Here is a 23,310-nt window from a genome sequence, read left to right as displayed (position 1 = left end):
GGAGCACGGCGACGAGGGCCGCGAGGAGCACGGCGAAGGGCCGGGGCGCGGGGGTGGAACGCATGAGGTCGGTCCTCTGGGTGGGGGGGGCGAACGGCGGGCGTGGGCGGGCCTGCGGTCCTACCGGCGTGTCAGCCGGTCACCGCCGGCCGGTGGACGGCGCGAACCACGGGTACGCGGGCGCGTCCGGTCCCCACGTGCCGGGGCGGCCGTGGGCGTCCTTGGTCACGAAGACGCTCGGCTCGGAGGCGCTGACACCGCCGCCGGTGGAGCGCACCGTGACGAACCAGGCGTGGGTCGTGCCCGGCTTGAGCCCCCGCCAGGTCACCGAGGCGACCTCGCCGGAACGGGCCTTGGCCTTGCCGATGACGCTCACGGGGTCGTAGAGCGCCAGCGAGTCGGTCGTGAAGGCCGTCTTGCGGCTGGTGAGGTCGACCGGCAGCACCATGTTGTCCTCGGTGCCGTCGTAGCGGTGGTCGGTGTCGTACTCAGTGGCGCCGAACTCGTCGAGCAGCGGCGAGTAGGTGTCCACCGTCACCTCGGACCGCTTCACGTTGAACTGCAGCATCCGGAAGAAGCTCGCGCCGAACTGGAGCTGGTCGTCCGGCTGGTAGCCGCCGATCTCGGTGAGCCCGAGCCGGTCCGCGGAGACCGTGTAGAACTGGTAGTCCGCGAGCAGCTCGACGACGTCGTGCTCAACCTCGCCGACCTTGGGCTTCACGTTGGTGCCGACGCCGTGCTCGTGACCGGCGAGGATCAGGAACACGTTCGGGTTGTCCTGGACCACCGTCTTGTAGAGCATCGAACCGTCGGGCGCGGAGAACGGGGCGCCGCGTCCGTCCGGGTTGCCGCTCGGCGCAAGGTAGTCGTGCGAGAGCAGGATGCCGTTGCGGCCGGGGAAGCGCTTGAAGACGGAGTCGGCCCATTCGGCCTCCTCGCGGGTCACCCCGTAGGACAGGCCGACCACGACGAAGTCGAGGCCGCCGGCGGAGAACAGGTCGTAGTGGTTCTGGTTGTCGCCGGGCCGCCAGGGGCCGCCGTACTCGGCGTGCTTCCAGCCCTTGGACAGGGCCTGGTAGCGGTCGGGGCCGTAGTACTTGTTGTAGATCGCGCCGGGGCCGTTCTCTGTGCCCGACTGGTTGTCGTGGTTGCCCGCGATCACGCCGTTGGGGATCCCCGCGTCGTCGAGGATCTTCTGCTGCTTGGAGGAGAGCTCCAGCTCGCCGGTGATCTGGCGCTGCGTGGCCTCGTCGGCGGGCTTGCGGATGTTGTTCTCGATGATGTCGCCGGTGTGGGCGACGTAGGCGATCTTGCGCTGTTCCTTGTTGGCGGCGATCCAGCGGGAGACGTCGCCGTAGGCCTTCTCCCACACCGCGCGCTCCTCGGGCGTCTCCTGCTCCACCGCGCCCTCGGAGAGGTACTGGGTGTCGGTGTAGTGGACGATCGAGAAGTCGTACGAGCCGGGGTCGGCGAAGCGGTTCGGGTCACCGGCGTCGATGTCGTCGGCGAACGGGTCCTCGCCGGTCACCATGACGTGGACCTGCTGCCGGTCGACGTACTTCCGGTCGACGACGGCGGTCAGGACGGTGTTGCCCTCGACGGCGCCGCGGGCGCTGGTCAGGACGTCCCAGGCGTCGGTCCTGGTGTTCCACACGCGCAGCGCGGCGAGCCGTTCGGGGTCGATGACGCCCTCCCAGCGCAGAACCGGCGCGTCCACGTGGCCCTTGACCTTGACGTCGTACCGCTGGAAGGTGACGTCCGGGCCGGCCGGCGCGGGCAGCGTCCTGCCGTCGGCGGGCGCGAGGCCGGCGGCCTTGACCTTCTTCTCGCCCTTGACCTCGAGCGTGGTGGGGACGGACGTCGCCGTGCCCTGGTACACCTGGTCCGGGGTGATGATCTCGGTCTCGGAGAACGTGGCGGTCACGTCACCGCCATCGGGCTCGGCCACCTGGGCCGACAGCTTCACGCTGCCGCCCGCGTCGGTCGTGCCGGACTTCGGGGTGAGGTCGGCGGGGGCGTCGGGGATGCCGGCGGAGGTGAACGTCACCTCGCGGGTGCCGGTGTTGCCGAGGCCGTCGGTGCCGGAGACCTTCAGCGTGTGCTCGCCTGCGGACAGGCCGGGGCCCACCGCGGCGCCGGGCTCGACCGGCTTGCCGTCGAGCGTGACGTCCGGGCCCTTCACGACGCCGGACAGGTCCTGGAGCCGCACGTCGAGGACGACCGAGGCGGTGATCCGCTGCCCGGCGGCGGGGACGCTGGACGCCACCGTGGGAGCGGAGTTGTCGGTGACCAGGAAACGGGTCGCGGTCTTGCCGCTCTTCGACGTCGCGGCCAGGGTGTGCTTGCCGTCGGCGGTCTTCGCGGTGTCGAGGTCGGCGTACAGGCCCTGGGCGGGGCCGTCGACGAAGAACTCCAGGTCGATCTCGGTGAGCGGGTTGACGTTGTCGCCGCAGTTGCCGTCGCCGAGGCCGTACGAGCCCTTGAGCATCCGGCCGGCGGCGGTGCCGTTCGCCGGGGTCAGGGTGATGTCGGAGACGGCAAAGTCGTCACGGTTGTCGCCGCAGGAGGTCGGGAAGGTGCCTGTGACGAAGTCGATCGTGTTCCAGCCGGGCACGAGCCACTCGTTGGGGAACGTCAGGCCGACGTGCTGACCGACGAAGTCGGCGTCGAGCACCTGCTTCTGGCCGTTGACCACGATGTGGTTCTGATAGCGGGCCTCGATCGAGTTGGTGCCCACGGTGAAGCCGAGGGTCGCGTTGCCGGAGCCCAGGGTCGGCGAGACATGCACGGCCGGGGCGTCGATCGTCCAGTGCAGGTCGGCCTCGCGCAGGCGGGTGTCGCTGTTGCCGCAGCTGCCGTCGCCCATGGCGTACGAGTCGGCGATGCCGTGACCGGTGACGGTGCCGCCGTCGAGGGCGAGCGTGAGCCCCGAGATGTCGAAGTCGTCGCGGTTGTTGCCGCAGCTCTCCTTGTAGGCGCTGGTCACGACCGTGATCGTGTTGTCACCGGGGACCAGGAAGCGCGCGGGGACGGCGATGTCGACGCGCTGGCTGACCCACGTGCCGCCCAGGTCGATGCGCTTGCCGTTGACCAGGAGGTGGTTGTCGTACTTGTCGTCGATCGAGTTCGACCCGACGTCGAAGGAGAAGGTGGCCGCGCCGTTGCCGAGACTGGCGGCGGTGGCGGGCTCCTTGCCGTCGACGGTGAGCGTCGTCGGCTCGCCCTCGGTGCCCGCGGGGAAGTTCGCGAAGACCGGCTGGCGGCCCTTCACCAGCGTGCCGTCCTTGGGCAGCAGCCGGGGGGCGCCCGCGGGGGCGTTGTTCACCGTCACGGTGTTCTTGACGGTCTTGCCCGAGGTCGTCGTCGCCGTGAGGGCGTGCGTGCCGTTGGCGAGCCCGGCGGTGTCCAGGTCGGCGCGCAGGCCGGTGGTGCGCTGCGGGTCGCCCAGGACGAAGAAGGTCAGCGTGGCCTTGGTGAGCAGCGTGGTGTTGGTGCCGCAGCTGCCGTCGCCGAAGGAGTACGTGTACTCGTTCTCCTCGCCGTCCGCTACCTCGCCGAGCAGGTCCAGGCTGATGTCGGAGAGCACGAAGTCGTCGAAGTTGGTGCCGCAGGAGCTGTCGACGGTACCGGCGAGGATCTCGACCGTGTTCTCGCCCTTGACCAGCTCGTCGTTGGGGATCTCGATCGTGCCGCGCTGGTTGACGAGGTCGCCGATGTCGGCGCGGTAGTCGCCGTTGACCAGTACGTAGTTGTGGTACCGGGCCTCCGTCGAGTTGGACCCGACGTCGAAGCTGAGCCGGGAGGTCCCGACCGTCCGCTCCGCGTCGACGGCCTTGCCGTCGACCGCGAGCCGTGTGACGGAGTCACCGGCCAGCGTGGGCGTGGCCGCGACCTTCTCCGTGCCCTCCAGGTACGCGCCGTCCCCGGGGGTGAGCGCCGGCAGGCTCGTGGCGTCCGCCGACCCGCCGTGCCCCGGTGTGCGCTCCTGCGTCGCCGTCTCGGCGTACGCCCCGGTGAGGTTCCCGCTCAGCAGGAGCAGCGCGGCGAGCGCCACTCCCACGAGCCGTTGCCCCGCCGATCCGCCACCGGGCCGTCTGAGCCGCTGTGTTGGCCGTATCACCAGCTGTCCTTCCGATCGCCACAAGGTGAGGGGAACGCCGGTGCCGAGAGGTGGCATGCCCCTGGCGGATCTTGGCCAGCGGAGGTGAACGCAGTTAAAGCAAACGCAAACAACCAGCGGAAGGTGTCCCCCTTGGCCCCGCGGGGGCCGGGCACCTGATCCCGACATATGGCTGCACGGCGTACGCGTATGCGGAATTGCAATCGTTGATCCGGCCGCCTGTGCAACCCACCCGCGGCGCGGTGGAGTAGTGAGGGGTGAGCGGATCACCGGCTGTGGGGCACGGCGGGGTGCGCATGAGGTTCATCGACCGAGGAGGAGCGTCACGTTGTCCGGATTCAGAGGTGTCTCAATGGCGGCCGCACTGCTGGGCGGGATCCTGTTGCTGACGGGGTGCAGCGACTCCTCCGGGTCCGACTCCGCCGCCGGTCCGGCCACTTCGCCCTCGCCGGACGCGTCGGTCACGGCACAGGCATCGGCGTCCGGCTCTCCCTCGGCCCAGCCGTCCGATTCCGCCACGTCCCCCTCGGCCACCACGCCGTCGCCCCGCTCCACCGCCCCCGCGACCTCCCCCAGCACCCGGCAGGCGCCCGCCTCCGTCCCCGGCTGCCGCAACCTGACCGTCAGCGGTGAGGTCAAGGCCGCGGTGACGCGGGCGTACCAGCGCGGTTTCCCGCGCTTCGTGCACATCGAGCCGGAGCCGCAGCGGTTCTTCTTCGGCCAGTGCGGCACCGTCCGCTACGCCGCCACCCGGTTCCAGCCCACCCAGGGTGCGACCGAGGGCGAGCTGGTGAACCTGCAGGACGAGGGCAGCGCCATGAAGTACTTCCGCGCCACCTCGGGAACCAACTGGGCCTACGTCGCCACCGACGGCTTCCCCGCGAGCGAGAGCGGCTGCCGCGCGATCCCGCAGATCCCCCGGGCCCTGGCCACGGTCTGGCGGAACTGCGCCGTCGCGCGCTGACGCGTACCGCTGCGCGCGGCAACGGGTGCGTCACCGGGACGGCGCAGCGCGGCAGCGGCGTTCCTCACCTGGCGGAGCCCCCGGCGCGCAGGGGAATCGCAGGTCAAAGCCGTCGCATCCCGCCCCATGGACGGCGCTCCTTTCATCGCACCATATGTCCGAGTTCGGTAGATTCCCATGGAACCGCCCTGAGGTGAGGGACGACAGGACCTTCAGCCCGTGAAGGCCGCCGAGGAACGGGGAAACCGACGATGGCCACCGACTCACCCGTGCAACTCGGCATGATCGGCCTCGGACGCATGGGCGCCAATCTCGTGCGCCGGCTGATGCGCGACGGCCATCCATGCGTCGTCCACGACCTCAACCGCGACGCCATGCTGGAACTGGAGAAGGAGGGGGCGACGGCCGCCGCCTCGCTCCAGGAGTTCGTGGAGAAGCTCGCGCCGCCCCGCAACGTGTGGCTGATGCTCCCGGCGGGGGTCGTGCAGTCGACGCTCGACGAGCTCACCGCGCTGCTGGACCCCGACGACACCGTCATCGACGGCGGCAACTCGTACTACCGCGACGACATGGCCCGCGCCCGGCAGCTCGCCCCGCATCGGATCCACTACGTCGACTGCGGCACGTCCGGCGGCGTCTGGGGGCTCGAGCGCGGATACTGCCTGATGATCGGCGGTGAGGACGAGCCGGTCGCGCGGCTGGACCCGATCTTCCGCACCATCGCGCCCGGCCGCGGGAACGCCGAGCCCACGCCCGGCAGGACCAGGTCCGACGGGACCGCGCCGGAGGGCTACCTCCACTGCGGGCCGAGCGGGGCCGGCCACTTCGTGAAGATGGTCCACAACGGGGTGGAGTACGGGATGATGGCCGCCATCGCCGAGGGCCTCAGTATCATCCGGCACGCGGACGCGGGGCTCGGCCGCAGGGCCGTCGACGCCGAGACGGCGCCGCTGCGCGAGCCCGAGGCGTACCAGTACGAGATCGACGTGGCCGAGGTCGCCGAGGTGTGGCGGCGCGGCTCGGTGATCGGCTCCTGGCTGGTCGACCTCGTCGCCGACGCGCTGGCCCGCTCGCCGCAGCTGGACCAGTTCACCGGCCGGGTCTCGGACTCCGGAGAGGGCCGCTGGACGGTCCAGGCGGCGATCGACGAGAGCGTGCCCGCCCCCGTCATCAGCGCCTCGCTGGCCGAGCGGTACGCCTCGCGCGGGCTCGGCGAGTTCGGCGACAAGGTGCTGTCCGCGATGCGCGGCGAGTTCGGCGGCCACGCCGAGAAGAGCGGGTGAAGGCGCCGTGTCCCATCGTTCCCCCTCACCCGGTCACGGTCCGGTCCCCGAGGACCACGTGGTGGTGCTGTTCGGCGCGACCGGCGACCTCGCCCGCCGCAAGCTGCTGCCCGGTCTTTTCCACCTCGCCAAGGCGGGGCTGCTGCCGGCCCGCTACCGGATCGTCGGCTCGGCGCCCGCCAAGAGCACGCTGAGCGACGAGGACTTCCGCAAGCACGCCCGTGACGCGGTCGCCGAGTTCGGCCGCTCCAAGCCCCAGGGCCGCGCGTGGGAGGAGTTCGAGGCCGCCCTGTCGTTCGGTGCGTGCGATCCCGGCGCCGCCGGGCCGCTGCTCGCGGCCGTACGGGAGGCCGAGCAGCCGATCGGGGGCAGCCCGCGGCGCCTGTTCCACCTCGCGGTGCCGCCGAGCGCCTTCACCTCCGTGATCGAGACGCTCGGGGCGAGCGGACTCTCCGACAACGCCCGGGTGATCGTGGAGAAGCCCTTCGGCACGGACCTCGCCTCGGCCCGCGCGCTCAACGCGTCCATCCACGCCGTCTTCGACGAGTCCCGGGTCTTCCGCATCGACCACTTCCTCGGCAAGGAGTCGGTCGACAACATCCTCGCCCTGCGCTTCGCCAACGGCCTCTTCGAGCCGGTCTGGAACCGCGACCACATCAGCCACGTGCAGATCGACGTGCCGGAGAGCATCAGCATCGAGGGCCGCGCCCAGTTCTTCGAGGGCACCGGCACGTTCCGGGACATGATCGTCACCCACCTCTTCCAGCTCCTGGGATTCGTGGCCATGGAGCCGCCCACGGCGCTCCAGGCACAGTCCCTGCGGGACGAGAAGGAGAAGGTCTTCGAGTCGCTTCAGCCCGTCGACCCTGCCCATGTCGTGCGGGGGCAGTACGAGGGGTACCGGGCCGAGCCGGGCGTGGATCCCGCCTCGGACACCGAGACCTTCGTCGCCCTGCGCGTCGGGATCGACAACTGGCGCTGGGCCGGGGTGCCCTTCTACCTGCGGTCGGGCAAGTCCCTCGGCGAGGCACGGCACGTCGTGACGCTCGGCTTCCGGGAACCGGCCCTGCGCATGTTCCCGCTGGCCGCGCGGGGCGGCTCCGAGACCCGGAGCAACGCGCTGGTGATCGACTTCGACGACCCGGGCCGCATCACCACCTCCTTCCTGGTGAAGGAACCCGGCCCCGCCATGCGCCTGAGCACCGCGGAGATGGTCTTCGGCTACGCCGACTCCTTCAACACCATGCACGCGCTCGAGGGCTACGAACGCCTCCTCCTGGACGCGATGCTGGGCGACCAGTCCCTGTTCACCCGCTCCGACGGCATCGAGCGCCTGTGGGAGGCGTCCACCCCGCTGCTGGAGAACCCGCCCCCGGTCGAGCTCTACGCCCCGGGCTCCTGGGGCCCGGACAGCGTCCGGCGGCTCATCGCACCGCACCACTGGAGCCTTCCCCACCGCAGGTGAGCGGCACGGCGTGCCGCCCCTGAGGCGCATCCACGCTCACCTTGCCGACGCGAGGCCGTCCAGCAGGACGTCCAGCACCGCCTCCTCCTCGACGGGGCTGTCCTGTCTCAGCGAAGATGCACCGGTCTCACCGAAGATTGACGACTGAGCTGTTCGTCCCATCGAAGTTTCACCTGACACAGCTGCTGGCTGCGGCTTCCAGGAGCGTGGGTGGCAGGTCTTGTCCGTGTCCGAAGCGGTAGTTGCGACGACGGGGCGCGGCCCCGCGAGTGCGGACCCGGGTACGGCATAAGCTCGGCAGATGGCGAAGTACTTCGACGTGCACCCCGAGACCCCCCAGCCGCGCAGCATCGCCCAGGTCGCCGACGCGGTGCGGTCGGGAGCACTCATCGCATACCCCACCGACTCCTGTTACGCGCTGGGCTGCCGGCTGGGCAGCAGGGACGGCATGGACCGGATCCGTTCGATCCGCCACCTCGACGACCGGCACCACTTCACGCTGATGTGCCGGGACTTCGCGCAGCTGGGCCAGTTCGTGCAGGTGGACAACGACGTGTTCCGGGCCGTGAAGGCGTCCACGCCCGGCAGCTACACCTTCATCCTCCCGGCCACCCGTGAGGTGCCGCGCAAGCTGCTGCACCCGAAGAAGAAGACCGTGGGTGTGCGCATCCCGGACCATGTGGTCACCCAGGCGCTGCTGGCCGAAATGGGCGAGCCGCTGCTGTCCAGCACACTGCTGCTGCCGGACGAGGAGGAGCCGATGACCCAGGGCTGGGAGATCAAGGACCGGCTCGATCACGTGGTGGACGCCGTGGTCGACTCCGGGGACTGCGGCACCGAGCCGACGACGGTAGTCGACTTCTCCGGCGGCGCGGCAGAGATCGTACGGCGGGGCGCGGGAGACACCTCGCGGTTCGAGTGAGGCCACGAGGCCGGTCACGAAGGTATGGATCTTGCCTGCAGCATGAGACATGCATGCCGCGCCGATGGCACCAGCCTCCCGCCGCTGATTCCTTAAGAGGCTTCTCAGCATGACCGCCGTACAGGGAACAGCCGTCGCCATCACGACCGAGGACGGCACCCCCGACGCGTAGCAGTCACTGCAGGTCAGGGCCCAGCTAGGGTACGCGGGGCCTCATCACCGATTGCCCGCGCAGGTGTAGCCACCGTCGCCCCGCCCCTCGCGGCCTCAACAGCCGCGAACGCAGGGCACCGGTCAAACTTCAGTGAGAACGGTCAAACTTCACTGAGACGGGACAGTGGACCCGGAGTTGGGCCATGGCCGCGGCGAGCGGCGGATCCCAGGGGGACGAGGCGGCGGGCCCCACGTCGAGCGGCAGCGCCGCGTGCACGTCCTCGGGGCGCAGGTGCACGGCGTACCGTTGCGGAGAGTCGAGGACATCGGGAGCGCTTCTTTCTCGCCCACCGGTCCGGAGCAGTGGCGACGGACCACGGGGCGGGCGGACCCGAGGGGGCCGGCGGGCACGTGACACACCGCTGAACAAGCGCTTAGATAGTGCGTCCGAACGTGTGCTCACCGAGCTGGAGACCCCGATGCTGTTCACATCCGTCGACGACGTCTCCGCACGCCTCGCCGAGACCGGATACCTGGCGTCGCCCGCGGTCGCCACGACCGTCTTCCTCGCGGACCGCCTCGGCAAGCCGCTCCTCGTGGAGGGCCCCGCCGGGGTCGGCAAGACGGAACTCGCGAAGGCCGTCGCCCAGGTCGCCGGAGCACGGCTCGTCCGGATGCAGTGCTACGAAGGCGTCGACGAGGCACGGGCCCTGTACGAGTGGAACCACGCCAAGCAGCTCCTGCGCATCAGTGCGGGCCGCGACGAAACCTGGGACGAGACGCGCACGGACATCTTCAGCGAGGAGTTCCTGCTGGCCCGTCCGTTGCTGACCGCCATCCGCGGCAACGACCCGAAGGTGCTCCTCATCGACGAGACCGACAAGGCCGACGTCGAAGTGGAGGGACTGCTGCTGGAAGTGCTCAGCGACTTCCAGATCACCATCCCGGAACTGGGCACGATCAGCGCCGAACGCCGCCCGTTCGTCGTCCTCACCTCGAACGCCAGCCGCGAGCTGTCCGAGGCGCTGCGCCGCCGTTGCCTCTTCCTGCACATCGGCTTTCCGGACCAGGAGCTGGAGCGGCGCATCGTACGGCTGAAGGTTCCGGGGCTGGGGCAGTCGCTGACGGAATCCGTGGTGCGGGTGGTCGGTGCCCTTCGCGCGATGGACCTGCGGAAGGTGCCGTCGGTCGCCGAGACCATCGACTGGGCGCGCACGCTCCTCGCGCTCGGTGCGGACACACTCGACGAGACCGTCGTGCGCGACAGTCTCGGCGTGATCCTCAAGCATCAGGAGGACATCGCGAAGGCGGCCGCCAAGCTCGACCTGGACACTCTGTGAGTGCGCCGACGGGTGTCGAGGGGCGCTTGACGGGGCTTGTCGCGGCACTGCGCGCGCACGGCATCCGCGTCGGCACCGGGGAGACCGTGGACGCGGCACAGGCGGTGGCGGCGCTCGGCCTGGCCGATCGCGAGCGGCTGCGTGAGGGGCTGGCCGCGACGCTGCTGCACGGCACGGGGCAGCGGGCGGTGTTCGACGGGGTCTTCGACCTGTACTTTCCTCACGGCGTCGGGGCGCCGAGTACGGACACGCCCGCGGACCTGGGTGATCTGCGCGACCGTATCGCGGCCGCCCTCGCCGCGGGCGACGAGGCGATGCTCGGCCGATTGGCCGCCGAGGCGGTCGACGGATTCGGCGGGTACGGCTCCTCCCCTGCGTCGGGGGGATGGTCGTCGTATCAGACGCTCGAGCGGGTCCGGCCCCAGACACTCCTGGCCCGCGCGCGCGACAGCATCCGGGCACGGACCGGCCCGGCGGGGTTCGCCGACCGGTTGCTGGAGGACGAGATCCGCCGGCGCATCGAGGCGTTCCGCGGACAGGTCGCCACGGAGGCACGGCGCCGGGTCGCCGAGCGGCGGGCCGTCGACGAGATCGCCCGGCGGGCGCTGGCGCCGACCGCGGACCAGGTCGACTTCCTCGTCGCCGGGCAGGCCCAGCTGGCGGAGCTCCGCAGGGCGGTTCAGCCGCTCGCCCGCAAACTGGCCACCCGGCTTGCCTCCCGCCGCCGCAGCGCCGCGCGCGGGTCCGTCGACCTGCGGCGGACCTCGCGGGCTTCACTGTCGACGGGCGGCGTGCCGATGCGGCTCGTGCTGCGCAAGCGGCGTCCCGTTCGCCCCGAACTGGTGCTGCTGTGCGATGTGTCGGGCTCGGTGTCGGGCTTCTCGAACTTCACGCTGCTGCTGGTGCAGGCGCTGCACGAGCAGTTCAGCAAGGTAAGGGCATTCGCCTTCGTCAACCGGATCGACGAGGTGACCCGCCTGCTGGAGTACGGCGCGGCCGCCCCCGAGGCCCTGAGCGCGCGCATCAGGTCCGAGGCGGCACTCACAGGCTGGCACGGGAGCAGTGACTACGGCACGGCGCTGGGCGAGTTCGACGAGCGGTACGGCGAGGCGGTCGGCCCGCGCACCACGGTCTTCGTCCTCGGTGACGCCAGGACGAACATGAGCGACCCGAACCTTCCAGCCGTGCGGGACATCGTCAGGCGGGCCCGCCGTGTCCACTGGCTGAACCCCGAGCACCGCGCCCAGTGGGGCACGGGCGATTCGGCCGCACTCGCCTACTCCGAGCTGGTCGAGATGCACGAGTGCCGCAACGCCCACCAGCTCAGCACCCTGATCGCCCGCCTGCTGCCGGTCTGATCAAGCCGCCGCTCCACTGAGGGCATCCGCACGGCGGTGCTGCACGGGACCTTCGACGGTGTACGCGGTGGCCTGGACCTGCTGCCCGCCGGGCGCCGGGAAACCACCTGACGTGAGGGGTGCGGGCGGCGCAGGCCGCCCGCACCCCTGTCAGTCCGCCAAGGGAGCCGTCAGGTTCCCGATCCGCGTGACCGCCCAGCGCACCATGATCACCGTCGCCAGGCCGCCTGCCACGACAGCGGTGACGATCGAGGCGCCCGAGCCGGAATGCAGCGCGGTCAGGAACGGGACGACCAGCATGACCACCGCCGCCAGCGCCCCGGCGCCGTACCAGCCCAGGAACAGCACCGGGCCCATGCTGCCCGTGGGGGACTGGGCCGACGACATCAGCAGATGGTGCTTGGTCGCCCCCCGGCAGGCGTTCACCAGCGAAGCGCCCACCAGCGGCGGCACCAGGGCCGGTGCCAGCAACGCGCGGGCCCCCGCACCCTCCGCAGCCAGCACCCCCGCCGCCACCAGCGCGCCCACCAGCCCCAGCACGACGGGAAGCGCCGTGTGCCGCAGCATCAGGCCCCGGTAGGGATAGGGCGCCCACGACCCGCGCCGCGTGTCGTCGGTCTCCACCCGGGCCGGCTCCATCAGCTGGGTCAGCGACCAGTAGCCGAAGGCCAGTGAGGCCAGCGCCGCCGTCACGCCCGACCCGCCGTGCGCCGAGGCCGCCAGCACCGCACCCAGCACGGCAAGCACTCCCAGCACCACGGCCCGGCCCAGACGGCCCGGAGTCCGCAGCAACGCGAGCGTGTCCCGCCACGGCACCGCCAGTTCCGGCCGGCGTGGCGCCGGCAGCCTCCAGCGCGTCGACCGGCCCCCGCCGGTGACTCCGGCCACCGCCTGCCGCGCGGTGCGGAACTCCACCGTGCGCAGCGCGGCCATCACCCCGGTCGCGGTCCGCGAACGCCGCCGTACCGCGGACAACAGCAGCGACCCGGTGAAGCGGTGTGCAGCGACCAGCGCGCCGGCCACCACCACCGCCAGCAGGACGCCCGCGGCCCAGCCGCCCGGCAGCGCGGCCGGCGTGGGGGCCAGCGCGGCCAGCCCGGCCCAGCCCCAGGGCCCGGACCACAGCTCCACCCGTTCCAGTCCCGGCAGCCGGTCACCGCCCACCGCCAGCACGGTCTGCGCCACCAGCGCCAGCACCGCCATGGCGACGTACGGAGTGGCCAGCCGGGCCCAGCGGGCCACCCGCTCGCTGCCCTCCACCGCGGTGGCCAGCGCGGTCGCCAGCAGCGGCAGACCGCTGCCGCCCAGCAGGCACCAGCCGAACGCGGCCGGCAGCCCCACACCGACCGTCAGGCCCAGCGCGATCATGCCGATCGCCGCGACCAGCAGCCCGGCTCCGCCGGCGATCGCGGCCGACCCCCAGAACCACGGCCGCAGCACCCGGGCGACGTCCACCGGCTGGGCCAGCAGCCAGTCCACGGTCTCGCGCGGCGGCACCACCGGCCCGCGCCACTGGGCGTCCCAGGCGGCGACCAGCAGCCATCCCAGCCCCAGCGCGCAGGACCCGGCCGGCAACGCGGCCAGGATCGCCGGTCCGTGACCGGAGTAGTCGGCGCCCATCGACTTCTCGAGGAACAGCCCCAAGCTCGGCAGCCCTCCCCACACCGCGAGGAGCAGCGCCACGCAGTACACGGTGTAGGCGATCTGGCTGGTCCTCTTGCGGCGGTGCGGGGTGCGCAGGTCGCGGACCAGCCGCAGCGTCTCCCGCGTCCAGTCGTCCTCGTCGGACCAGGCCGCGGAGTGCTCCCCGGCCTCCCCGGTGTCCCCGGTCTCCTCGGCGAGGGTGGTCACCGGGCACCGTCCGGGGTCTCCGCGAGCCAGGTCAGTCCGTCGGTCCCGGTGGCGAGCACCTTGTCCGGGTGGCCGTCGGCCACCACCTTGCCGTCGCTGAGGACCAGCACCTGGTCGGCGACCGCCCGGGCCAGTTCTCCGTGGTGTGTCACCAGCAGCACCGCGACGCCGTCCGCGGTCTCCTTCTTGATCAGGTCGGCCAGCTGCCGCCGCGCGCCGGGGTCCAGTCGCTGTTCCGGCTCGTCCAGCAGGAGCAGGTCGCGCGGCCGGACCATCGCGGAGGCCAGCAGCAGCGACTGGAGCTGCCCGGAGGACAGTGCGCCGGGCAGCGCGTCGGCGTGGTCGGTCAGCTTCCGCTCGGCCAGTACGTGGCCGATCCAGTCGCCGGCGTCCTCCACCCCGTGGGCCACCGCCACCAGCTGCAGATGCTCGCGCACGGTCAGGTCGGGGTAACAGGCCGCGGTGTCGCCGACGACCGCCACCCGGGCCCGGACCGCCGGGTCGTTCTCGTTCATCGGCCTGCCGTCGAACGTCACCGTGCCGGTGCTCGGCTTGTCCCGGCCGGCCGCTATGCGCAGCAGCGTCGATTTGCCGGAGCCGTTGTGGCCGAGCAGCGCCACGCACTTCCCGGACCGCAGTCGCAGGCTCATGGTGGCCAGCGCCGTACGCTTGCCGTAGACCCGGCTGACGCCGCTGAGCTCTAGCAATGGTGGTGCACCCATGTCGCCGGGCCTCTCGTCAACCACGAACGCTGTCCCCGCTTCGACCTCGGGACGACGGCCCGGAGCGGCCCGGCCATTGTCCATGCTCCGGCCGGCCGGCGGACCGCTGGGTGTCTTTGGTCACTCCGCGTTCAGGGCGCCGCCGAGTCCGTCTGTGAGAGGTCCCGGTCCCTGAGGACCTGGTGGTCGGCTTGCCACTGCGCGGCCGGCCGGCTGACGGTGGCCGACGACGGTCCGGCGGCGGAGCTGAGGACCTCTCCGGCGCGGGCACGAAATTCCGGGTGGGCAGTCCGTGCGGGTAGAGCAGCGGCAGGACCTCGGCGGCCTTCGGAGACTTGCGGCATCACGGCGGCAGGATCGCCGAGGAGATCCGCCCGCGCTCGCCCGGGGGCCCTTCTCCCTGCGGTCGGGCAAGTCCCTCGGCGAGGCACCTACGGCATCGAGCGCCTGTGGGAGGCGTCCACCCCGCTGCTGGAGAACCCGCCCCCGGTACGAGCTCTACGCCCCGGGTTCATGGGGCCCGGACAGCGTCCGCCGGCTCATCGCACCGCACCACTGGAGCCCTCCCCACCGCAGGTGCGCCGCGGGGCTTGCGTGCGGTCCCGGATGATGATCTTGCCGGTGTTCTCGCCGCGCAGCATTCCCAGGAACGCGTCCACGATGTGCTCGAAACCGTCGACGACCGTCTCGTCCAGGGCGAGTCGGCCGCTTTGCAGATGCGGCACCGCGAACTCGTACAACTCGTCCTGCAGATCGCGGTAGTTGCGGACCAGGAAGCCTTCCATGCGGATGCTCTTCTCCACGATGTCCGCGTGGTTGAAGCGCGGCGGCGGCGCGTCGGGGGTGTTGTACTGGCTGATCGTGCCGATGCGGACGATGCGCCCGAACTCGCGCAGCGCTCCCACCGCCGCGGCCAGCTGCTCGCCGCCGACGTTGTCGACGAACACGTCGATGCCGTCAGGCGCGGCCTTGCCGAGGAGGTCGGCGGCGGGCCCGTCGTGGTAGTCGAAGACGGCGTCGTAGCCCACCTCCCGCATGAGGTGTCCGGCCTTCGCCGACGAGCCCGCGCTGCCCACGAGCCGTCCGGCGCCGAGCAGTCTGGCGAACCGCCCGGTCGCCGTGCCGACGCCGCCCGCGGCGGCCGACACGAACAGGTCCTCGTCCTCCTGGAGCCGGGCGATCCGGGTCAGGCCCACGTAGGCGGTCAGGCCGGTGCCGCCGAGGGTGCTCAAGTACGCGGTCAGGGGCACTCCGTCGAAGCGCGGCAGCCGCCGGATCTCCTCGGGCGTGACCACCGCGTGCGTGCGCCAGCCCTGCCGGTGGAACACGATCTCGCCCTCGGCCAGCGCAGGCGTGCGCGAGGCGGTCACCCGCCCGATGGTGCGGCCCTCCAGGGGTGCGTGGAGCGCGAAGCCGCCGGGCACGTCGTCCATCATCTCGCGGTGGTAGGGGTCGACGGACCAGTAGAGGTTCTCCACGAGCGCGCTGCCGGCCGCGGGCTCGGGAAGCGTGGACTCGACGACGGCGAAGTGCCCGGCGGTGGGGAAGCCGTGCGGGCGGGCGGTCTGGTGCACGGTGAGCGCGGTCTCGTTCATGACCGGACGGTAGGACGGGAATGCGCCGCCTGGGCAGCCGGTTGGGCTCATGCGACGCACCGTTCCATGACCAGCTCTCATACGCTGAGGTGAACGCCCCGTGGCCCGTACAACCGACTCCGATCTCGCCCCGCACGAACTGCGCGTCCTGGTGGCGGTCGCGGACACCGGCGGCTTCTCGGCCGCGGCCGGCACCCTCGGGCTGACCCAGTCCGCGGTCTCCCACTCGGTGCGCGGCAGCGAGCGCAAGATCGGGGCCGTCCTCTTCGAGCGCGGCCGCACCGGCGCCCGCCCCACTCCTGCCGGGGAGAAGGCCGTCGCGCACGCCCGCCGCGTCCTCCGCCTGCTGGACGTCCTGACCACCGAGGCGCGCGGCGCAGGCCGGCCCGACGCCGCAGAGGGGCCGCTGCGGATCGCGGCCTTCCGCAGCGCGGCTCTCCACCTGCTGCCGCCCGTGCTGCGGCGGCTGCGCGCCCGGCACCCCGGGATCGAGCCGCAGGTGCGGATCGTACGCGAGGTGGGGCGTGGCACCGCGGGCGAAGTGGCCGACGGGAAGGCCGACATAGCCCTTGCCACCCTGGGCGGCTCCGTACCGCTTCCACCGGGTCTGGTCGCGGGCGGACTCCTGGAGGAGCCGTACGCCCTGGTGCACGCGAGGGGTCACGCCGCCCCGCGTTCGCTTCCGCTGGTCGACTGGGCCGAGAACTGCGGCTCGTACACCCGCGCGTGGTGGTCCGCGCAAGACTGGATCCCGCAGGCGACCGTCGAGGCCGAGGACGACGGCGCGGTGCTGTCCTTGGTGAGCGGAGGCCACGGGATGGCGATCATGCCGGCGCTCTCCCTGGTCGGAGCACCGGACTCCGTCGAGATCTCCGACCTCGGCCCCGCCCGCCCGACCCGCCGGGTCGGCTACGTCACCACGTCCGAACTGGCCGGATCCGCCGTCGTGCGCGCCTTGGTGAGGGAGCTGCGGGCGGCGACCCCGAGTGGAACCGGCGGTAAGCGCTGACGTAACGGGGACACGGGCGCTCCCGCCACCGGGCGCATGGGAGCGGTCCGGGGGCGGGAGCGCCCGGCGGGGAGCCCGAGGGGCGATCAGGTGGTCCAGATCTGGAACTCCGAGATCTGTCCGGCCGGCCAGCCGGTGTTGGCGCCGATGTTCAGGCGGAAGTAGCGCTGGGTGGTGGCGGGGAAGGTGATCGTGACGGTGTTGTGGGTCACCGGGTCGAAGGTGTAGGCCGCCGAGGCCTTGACGGTGGTGAGGTTGGTGCCGTCGGTGCCGCCCAGCACGGACAGGGTCTGGGTCCGTGCGCCCCAGCCCGCGGGCAGTTGCAGCACGATCCTGGACGCGCTGCGCGCCGACCCGAGGTCGACCTGGACCCACTGCGGAAGCGCGTTGTTGACGCTCTCCCAGTAGGTGGACTGGGAGCCGTCGGTCACGTTCGACGAGGGGTAGACATCGGTGTGGCTCGACTCGGTCGTCGGCCGCCCCGCGGCCAGGTTGACGGCCTCGCCGCCGGTGCCGGTGCCCGACAGCGCGATGGTGGTCGGGCTGTTGGCCGCGTTGCCGGTGACGGTGACCGTACCCGTGCGGGTGCCGGAGGCCGTCGGGGTGAACGTGACGCTGATCGTGCAGGAGGCTCCGGCGGCGATGGACGAGCCGCAGGTGTTGGTCTGTGCGAAGTCACCGCCTGCGGTGATCGAGGAGATCGAGGCGGCGACGGCACCGGAGTTGGTGACGGTGACGGACTGCGCGGCGCTGGTGGTGTTCAGAGCCTGGCCGCCGAAGGTGAGCGAGGCGGGGGACGCCGAGAGGCTGGCCGGCGGTGGGCTGCCCCCCGCCGTGAAGGTGAGGGAGTTGAGGTTCCAGCCGCCGGTGTCCTGGTTGAGGGTGAGGATCTGGCGGCCCGCGGGCAGGGTGACCCGGGCGGTGACGGTGGCCCAGGTCTGCCAGCCGCCGGTGGCGGGTACGTCGACGGCGCCGGTGAGGTTGGCGCCGGAGGCGTTGGACAGGTGCAGCGCGCCGGTCACCGCCGCGGGGGCCGCGACACGCAGTCCCACCGTGTACGTTCCGGCCGTGGCGACGTCGACGGTGTAGCGGAACCACTGTCCGCCGCTGGTCCAGCCGAGGTTGTGGCCGCCGCCGGTGTCCGAGGTGGCCTCGAGGTCGACGCCGTCGGCACGGTAGCCGTTGGCGTTGCCGTTGACGCTGGTGACGTTGTAGGCGACGCCCTGGCCGCCGGTGTCGTAGTTCTCCGCCTGGACGGTGCCGGGGACCGACGCGGGGGTGCCGCCGTAGGGTCCTTCGGGCGCCGGGGGCTCCCAGGTGTTGCCGTTCAGCGTGGCGGTGAAGCCGCCGGAGTTGTTGACGAAGGCCGTGGCTCCGGAGCGCAGGCCGGTGACGGTGTTGCCGGTGATGGCGGCGGAGCCGGTGGGCGCGGGGTAGAACGGGGGCGAGATCGCGATGCCGTTGCGGCCGGGGGTGGTGACGGTGTTGTTCTGCAGCAGGGTGTCGGTCGAGGTGGAGAAGCCGATCCCGTCGTAGAGCGAGTCCACGACGGTGTTGCCGGTGGCGGTGACGTTGTCGACGATGCCGGTGTTCTGCCCGTCGCCGCCGTTGCCGATGTGCAGGGCGGGCTGACCCTGGCTGTAGGCGTTGCCGCCGGAGCGGACGACGGTGTTGTCGGAGACCGTCGCGGACAGCAGGTCGCTGCCGTTGACACCGAACCGGCCGGCGCCCAGGCCGATGTATCGGGCGGTGTCGCTGATGTAGTTGCCGCTCACGTGGTGGCCGCTGCCGCCGTAGATCCCGATGCCCTTGCCGCCCCACGGCGCGATCGAGGTGTTGCCGCTGACGGTGACGTTCGTCATCGGCTGGTAGAACGTCTGGGAGCCGTCGCCGTTGGTGTTGTAGTGCACGGAGTTGATGGCGATGGCGTCGTCCCCGGTGCCGCGGACGAAGTTGTTCGTGACGGTGAGGTTGTTGCCGGTGTCGGCGCCGAGTGACACGTTGTTGACGTTGATGCCGTCCGCCCAGATCGCCGTCAGCCTGCTGTCGCGGACGGTGCCGCCGGTGCCCGAGGCCCAGAAGCCGGACATGGTGTGCTGGGTCCAGATGCCGTCGGCGACCCAGTTGGTGCCGGTGGTGTCCATCGCGCCGCCGTCGCCGCCGATGGTGCTGCGGCTGACGGCGTTGGCGTCGACGTGGAAGTTCTCCACCGTGCAGGAGGTCAGGTTGAACAGCGCCGCGAGCGGGGTGCCGTTGGGGACCGGCACGTCGCGGTAGACCGTGCTGTACCACAGGCCCGCGCCCGCGATGCGGATCCCCTGCGCGGTCAGGCCGGTGGTGCCCTTCACGTAGAAGGTGCCCTGCGGGATCCAGAGGGTCTTGCCCTGCGACTGGGCCTGGTTGATGCAGCTCTGGATCGCGGCCCGGCTGTCGACGGACTGGGGGGCGGCCGCGCCGTTGGTCGGGGTGTCGTCCGGGACGGCACCGCAGCTGGTGATGGAGATCGAGTTCGCCGGCTGGGCGAGCGGCGCCGGGGGGTTCTCCACGTCGACGGAGTCCACGTCGTAGAAGGCCGCGCTGTTGGCGGCGTCCTTCCGGAGCGAGAAGGTGGCGCCCGCCGGGATCGGGGCGCCGGTGACGAAGGCGTGCGACTCGTCCCAGAAGACCCTCGGACTGCCGTCGGCCGGGTTCTGGTTGTCACTGGTGTTGTAGTTGTTGTTGCCCTCGTAGACCCAGGTCTGCCGGGAGTTGAGGTTGAGGGCCTGCCGGAAGACCCCGTTGACGTACAGGTTCAGCGTAGCGGTCGTGCCGCCGCCGGAGGCGGAGTCGGGGATGCTGGCGCGGACGTTGAGGAAGCTGATGGGCGCCCCGGTGGTGTTCGTCCACTGGACGGAGTGCCCGGTGCCGCTCAGGTGTACGTAGGCGTGGCCGGACGCTTCGAGGGCGGCGCTGGAGTACTGCGTCGCGGGCGGCGCCGTCAGGGACACGGTGGTGGCGCCCCCGCCCGTCGTGCCGGCCTCGGCCTCGTGGATCCGGAACGGCGTCGTGGCGCCGGCCGCGGCGGCGGCGTCCGAGGCCTCGGCTGCCGGGGCGCGGTGGACCGCGGCGCCCGCCGGCACGGCCGACGCGCATAACGTGCCGACCGCCGCGAGCGCGATCGTCGCCAACCTGCGCGCCGCGTGGCGGCCGCCACGGGAAGGTCTGGGGATCGCCCGCATCTGAGGCTCCTTCAGCAACGTGGAGAACCGGCGCCCCGAACGTACAGATCACCACCAGACCCCGCAAGGTTCTGAACACGCCAAGCAAATTCTCGGCACATCCATGGAAAATTGACACCACGACAGACATCCGGGCAGCTCGCGCCCCTTGGGGATCTCGCCGGGGAAGCACGCGGGCACTTTCTTCACGCCTTTTTTCACGCCTTGACAGAACACCGACAGGCTGTTTCGATCTGCTCGCGCATCCGGAGCGAACCCCTGTCAAAACCCGGGCCGCGCGGGATCGGGACCCCGCACGACCCGGTACCCCCTCAGGAAGGAAGGCACCGTGAGACGTTCCCTCATCGGGGCAGCCGCAGCTCTCACCTTGGTCGTTCTCGCCGGCACGGAGTCGGCGGCCCCGGCCGCCGTACCGCATCACAACTCCTCCGTAACGGGCACCTACTCCACGGGGGCCGCCCACGCCTGGCAGTCGTTACCGGGCACGGGCTCCGGCAGTACGAGCACCCCCACGGATGCGACCGTCGTCGTCGATCCCAGCAGCACCCGCCAGAAGTACTCGGGCATCGGGTTCTCCCTGGACGAGACCAGCGTCTCCAACCTGTGGAAGCTCACCCCCGCCAAGCGTGAGGAAGCCGTCCGGCTGCTCGTCGACCCGAAGACCGGGGCCGGCCTGAACCGCTTCCGCCTCACGATCGGCAGCCCCGACCTCATCGAGCACCTGCCCTTCTGGTCGGAGGACGACCTCCCCGCCGGGGTCACGGACGACTTCCAGCTGAAGTACTTCTCCATCCAGCGCGACATCGACCTGCACATCGTCGACACCATCAAGCTGATCCAGCGCTACAACCCCAAGGCCACCTTCTTCGCGTCCGCGTGGAGCGCCCCGGCGTGGATGAAGACCAACAACCGCTTCACCGGCGAGGTCGCGCTCAAGCCCGGAAGCACGACCGACTACTACCAGGTCGGCAAACTGCGGGACGACTGCATCGACGTCTTCGCCCGCTACTACGTCAAGTTCGTCCAGGCGTACGCCCGGCACGGCATCAGCGTCGACGCCCTGACCCTGCTGAACGAGCCCGGCATGGACGTGGTCTACCCGGCCATGGACATCAGCGTCGCCCAGCAGCAGAAACTCGCCCTCGCGATCAAGAAGGCCCTCCGCAAGGCCGACCTGAACACGGGCCTGTACGTCCACGACTTCAACTTCTGGGACTGGCGCGACCCCAACAGCACAGCGACCAAGAACTACCACCGCATCTTCAACGACGCCCCGGACGGCTCCGTGACCGGCCGTCAGATCCTGAACGCCACCGACGCCATCGCCTTCCACCCCTACTGGGGCGACCCGAAGGTCATGCGCGACGCGTTCGAGCAGACCGGCAAGCCCGTCCACATGACCGAGACCAGCGACCTGTCCGCCGCCACCATCCTGAACTACTTCCGCCTCGACGCGAGCTCGTACATCCTGTGGGCGCAGGCCACCGACCAGGACGGCGGCACGCTCCACTGGACGCCCGCACGCGACAACAACGTCGACTGGGACGAGGTCGCCGCGACCACCAAGTGGCCCGACCGCCTGGTCAAGGTGAACACCACGACCAAGGACTTCACCGTCCGCGACGAGCTCTACGCCATGGGCCAGTTCGCCAAGTACCTCACGCCCGGTGACGTACGCCTGGAGTCGAGCACCACGGCGAGCGCCGTGAGCAACGTCGTCTACCGCCACGGCACCGACAGGTTCATCGCGGTCCTCGGCAACGCCAACAGCACCGACACCACGGTGCGGGTCGTCCTCGCCGACAAGTCCTTCGTGGTGAAGGTCCCGGCCAACTCCTACGCCACCTACCGCTGGCAGCAGCGCATCCCCCGGCCCCCGCACAACCGGGCACCCGTACTGGCCCCGGTCCCCGACGTGGTGGCCGACCAGTACAGCACGGTGCAGGTGCCCCTCAAGGCGACCGACCGCGACGACGACCGCCTCGCCTTCTACGCGACCGACCTCCCGGACGGCGTCACCGTCAACCCCACCACGGGAACGGTGACCCTCAAGCCGACCGTGGCCGGCGAGAACGATGTGACAGTGGTCGCCACCGACGGCACGGCGCACACCCAGGTCACCCTGCACGTCACGGTGCGCCCGCACAGCGCACCGGTCGGAGTGCGGATCGAAGCGGAGTCGTACGCGGCCCAGCACGGCTGGACGGCCGGCGGCGCCAACTTCATCGAGTCCAACCCCGCCGCCAGCGGCGGCGCGAACGTCGGCTGGACCGCCCCCGGCAACTGGCTCGACTACGCCGTCGACGTCCCGACCGCCGGCACCTACGACCTGGAGCTGCGCGTCGCCACCGGCACCGGTGCGCCCGTCCCGGGCGCACTGTCATTCCGTGACAGCAGGGGCGCGACGCTGGCCACGGTGTCGGTGCCGGACACGGGCGGCTGGGGCTCGTACCAGTCCGTGCACGTGCCGGTCAGTCTCGTGGCGGGAGACCAGACGGTCAGGCTCTTCTGCGGGACCGGCGGATTCAACATCGACTACTTCCGGCTGTCGTAAACGCTCCCTGCGGCCTGCCGTCACTCCCCGGCGACCGGCGGGGAGTGACGGCAGGCCGCTGCCGGACCACGCAGCGCCCTTGGGGGCGTGGCTACTCCTGACAGTTGAGGAAAGGCCCAGGTCGGGGGATGGATTCCCGACCTGGGTCTTGTGCCGTCCAGATCAGTCCAGCCGTCCGTATCCGTCCGCCAGCGAATCCTGGCCATGACCTGCGCGATCTGACACAACCGCACTATCGGCGCACCCATCACCAGGTCGCTGATCGCCTACGACCACTGAGCCACATCGGAACTACTCGTCTAGTGTCCTGAGTCGTTGATTCGGTTCAGATATCCGGCGAGGCGTTCGAAGATTTCGTCTGCGGTTTTCGTCCAGACGAAGGGCTTGGGGTCGTCGTTCCAGGTCTGGATCCAGGTGCGGATGTCCTTCTCCAGGACCTGGATGTTCTTGTGGACGCCTCGCCGTATCTGCTGGGTCGTCAGCAGCCCGAACCAACGCTCGACCTGGTTGAGCCAGGAGGAGCTGGTGGGGGTGAAGTGGACGTGGAACCGCGGTCGGGCGGCCAGCCATCGCTGGATGGCGGCCGTCTTGTGGGTGGAGGCGTTGTCGCAGATCAGGTGGACATCCAGCTCGGCCGGCACCTCGCGGTCGATGCGTGCGAGGAACTTCTTGAACTCCACCGCCCGGTGCCGGCGGTGGATCTGCCCGATCACCTCACCGGTGGCGGTGTTCAGCGCGGCGAACAGCGTGGTGACC

General features: G+C 71.0%; 15 protein-coding genes and 2 pseudogenes. 9 read left to right on the top strand and 8 right to left on the bottom strand.

The genetic code is table 11. The features are described from left to right. Window positions 1-139 precede the first annotated feature (139 nt). Window positions 140-4,060, bottom strand: a complete 3,921-nt coding sequence (locus PV410_RS10080; RefSeq protein WP_500323732.1) for a metallophosphoesterase — start codon at window positions 4,058-4,060, stop codon at window positions 140-142. 412 nt (window positions 4,061-4,472) lie between these two features. On the opposite strand from PV410_RS10080, the gene PV410_RS10075 reads away from it, so the two are divergent. The 3 genes from PV410_RS10075 (at window position 4,473) to zwf (ending at window position 7,832) form a co-directional block, all read left to right on the top strand. Beyond that, complete coding sequence (locus tag PV410_RS10075; RefSeq protein WP_500323731.1) at window positions 4,473-5,084, top strand: hypothetical protein; 612 nt, start codon at window positions 4,473-4,475, stop codon at window positions 5,082-5,084. Window positions 5,085-5,335: 251 nt separating this feature from the next. Next, the gene (gene gnd / locus PV410_RS10070; protein WP_500323730.1) at window positions 5,336-6,367 is read left to right on the top strand and encodes a phosphogluconate dehydrogenase (NAD(+)-dependent, decarboxylating); all 1,032 of its coding nucleotides are present in this window, start codon (window positions 5,336-5,338) and stop codon (window positions 6,365-6,367) included. A 7-nt stretch (window positions 6,368-6,374) separates the two neighbouring features. After that, window positions 6,375-7,832: a glucose-6-phosphate dehydrogenase gene (gene zwf / locus PV410_RS10065; protein WP_500323729.1), complete on the top strand. Its 1,458-nt coding sequence runs from the start codon at window positions 6,375-6,377 to the stop codon at window positions 7,830-7,832. A 36-nt stretch (window positions 7,833-7,868) separates the two neighbouring features. Here zwf and PV410_RS10060 read toward each other — a convergent pair whose 3' ends face one another. Next, window positions 7,869-7,994, bottom strand: a complete 126-nt coding sequence (locus tag PV410_RS10060; protein WP_500323728.1) for a hypothetical protein — start codon at window positions 7,992-7,994, stop codon at window positions 7,869-7,871. Between the two features lie 139 nt (window positions 7,995-8,133). Here PV410_RS10060 and PV410_RS10055 point away from each other — a divergent pair, with 139 nt between their 5' ends. The 3 genes from PV410_RS10055 (at window position 8,134) to PV410_RS10045 (ending at window position 11,605) form a co-directional block, all read left to right on the top strand. Continuing rightward, entirely contained in the window at window positions 8,134-8,754 is a 621-nt protein-coding gene (locus PV410_RS10055) for an L-threonylcarbamoyladenylate synthase (protein WP_499515060.1), read from the top strand. A 635-nt stretch (window positions 8,755-9,389) separates the two neighbouring features. Continuing rightward, on the top strand, window positions 9,390-10,247 hold the full coding sequence (locus PV410_RS10050; protein ID WP_499516990.1) for an AAA family ATPase: 858 nt from the start codon (window positions 9,390-9,392) through the stop codon (window positions 10,245-10,247). After that, on the top strand, window positions 10,244-11,605 hold the full coding sequence (locus tag PV410_RS10045; RefSeq protein ID WP_500323727.1) for a vWA domain-containing protein: 1,362 nt from the start codon (window positions 10,244-10,246) through the stop codon (window positions 11,603-11,605). The genes PV410_RS10050 and PV410_RS10045 overlap by 4 nt, the downstream gene beginning before the upstream one ends. A gap of 150 nt (window positions 11,606-11,755) precedes the next feature. On the opposite strand, the gene PV410_RS10040 is transcribed toward PV410_RS10045, so the two are convergent. The 4 genes and pseudogenes from PV410_RS10040 to PV410_RS10025 all read right to left on the bottom strand — a co-directional run bounded on the left by PV410_RS10040 (window position 11,756) and on the right by PV410_RS10025 (window position 15,773). Next, window positions 11,756-13,456, bottom strand: coding sequence for a hypothetical protein (locus PV410_RS10040; protein WP_500323726.1), 1,701 nt, complete (start codon window positions 13,454-13,456; stop codon window positions 11,756-11,758). After that, window positions 13,453-14,178: an ABC transporter ATP-binding protein gene (locus PV410_RS10035; protein WP_500323953.1), complete on the bottom strand. Its 726-nt coding sequence runs from the start codon at window positions 14,176-14,178 to the stop codon at window positions 13,453-13,455. The genes PV410_RS10040 and PV410_RS10035 overlap by 4 nt, the downstream gene beginning before the upstream one ends. Before the next feature lie 146 nt (window positions 14,179-14,324). Then, a pseudogene (locus PV410_RS10030) lies at window positions 14,325-14,563 on the bottom strand (IS256 family transposase); the annotation flags it as partial. Window positions 14,564-14,717: 154 nt separating this feature from the next. Further along, window positions 14,718-15,773, bottom strand: coding sequence for an NADP-dependent oxidoreductase (locus PV410_RS10025; RefSeq protein WP_500323725.1), 1,056 nt, complete (start codon window positions 15,771-15,773; stop codon window positions 14,718-14,720). A 100-nt stretch (window positions 15,774-15,873) separates the two neighbouring features. Between PV410_RS10025 and PV410_RS10020 the strand changes: the two genes are divergently transcribed. Continuing rightward, a complete protein-coding gene (locus tag PV410_RS10020; protein ID WP_500323724.1) occupies window positions 15,874-16,782 on the top strand; it encodes a LysR family transcriptional regulator in 909 nt (302 codons plus the stop codon). A gap of 86 nt (window positions 16,783-16,868) precedes the next feature. Here the strand turns inward: PV410_RS10020 and PV410_RS10015 are convergent, their stop codons facing one another. After that, a complete protein-coding gene (locus tag PV410_RS10015) occupies window positions 16,869-20,000 on the bottom strand; it encodes a carbohydrate-binding protein (RefSeq protein WP_500323723.1) in 3,132 nt (1,043 codons plus the stop codon). Between the two features lie 328 nt (window positions 20,001-20,328). On the opposite strand from PV410_RS10015, the gene PV410_RS10010 reads away from it, so the two are divergent. Both PV410_RS10010 and PV410_RS10005 read left to right on the top strand, forming a co-directional pair. After that, window positions 20,329-22,554, top strand: a complete 2,226-nt coding sequence (locus PV410_RS10010; protein ID WP_500323722.1) for a carbohydrate-binding protein — start codon at window positions 20,329-20,331, stop codon at window positions 22,552-22,554. A gap of 177 nt (window positions 22,555-22,731) precedes the next feature. Continuing rightward, window positions 22,732-22,833: pseudogene (locus tag PV410_RS10005) on the top strand (IS982 family transposase); the annotation flags it as partial. Between the two features lie 20 nt (window positions 22,834-22,853). On the opposite strand, the gene PV410_RS10000 reads toward PV410_RS10005, so the two are convergent. Beyond that, on the bottom strand, window positions 22,854-23,310 hold a 457-nt coding region (locus PV410_RS10000), incomplete at its 5' end, for an IS630 family transposase (RefSeq protein ID WP_500323721.1).

The sequence above is a fragment of the Streptomyces sp. PA03-5A genome, from assembly GCF_033792725.1.
In the GTDB taxonomy this organism is placed as follows: domain Bacteria; phylum Actinomycetota; class Actinomycetes; order Streptomycetales; family Streptomycetaceae; genus Actinacidiphila.
Note: the sequence above shows the minus strand (reverse complement) of the source record. Positions and strands in the feature narration are given on the sequence as shown.

Bases quoted from the DNA above. Each gene is read 5' to 3' on its own strand.
- PV410_RS10075 (WP_500323731.1), top strand. From the start codon at position 4,473: ATGGCGGCCGCACTGCTGGGCGGGATCCTGTTGCTGACGGGGTGCAGC.
- gnd (WP_500323730.1), top strand. From the start codon at position 5,336: ATGGCCACCGACTCACCCGTGCAACTCGGCATGATCGGCCTCGGACGC.
- PV410_RS10060 (WP_500323728.1), bottom strand. From the start codon at position 7,994: ATGGGACGAACAGCTCAGTCGTCAATCTTCGGTGAGACCGGTGCATCT.
- PV410_RS10055 (WP_499515060.1), top strand. From the start codon at position 8,134: ATGGCGAAGTACTTCGACGTGCACCCCGAGACCCCCCAGCCGCGCAGC.
- PV410_RS10035 (WP_500323953.1), bottom strand. From the start codon at position 14,178: ATGGGTGCACCACCATTGCTAGAGCTCAGCGGCGTCAGCCGGGTCTAC.
- PV410_RS10025 (WP_500323725.1), bottom strand. From the start codon at position 15,773: ATGAACGAGACCGCGCTCACCGTGCACCAGACCGCCCGCCCGCACGGC.
- PV410_RS10015 (WP_500323723.1), bottom strand. From the start codon at position 20,000: ATGCGGGCGATCCCCAGACCTTCCCGTGGCGGCCGCCACGCGGCGCGC.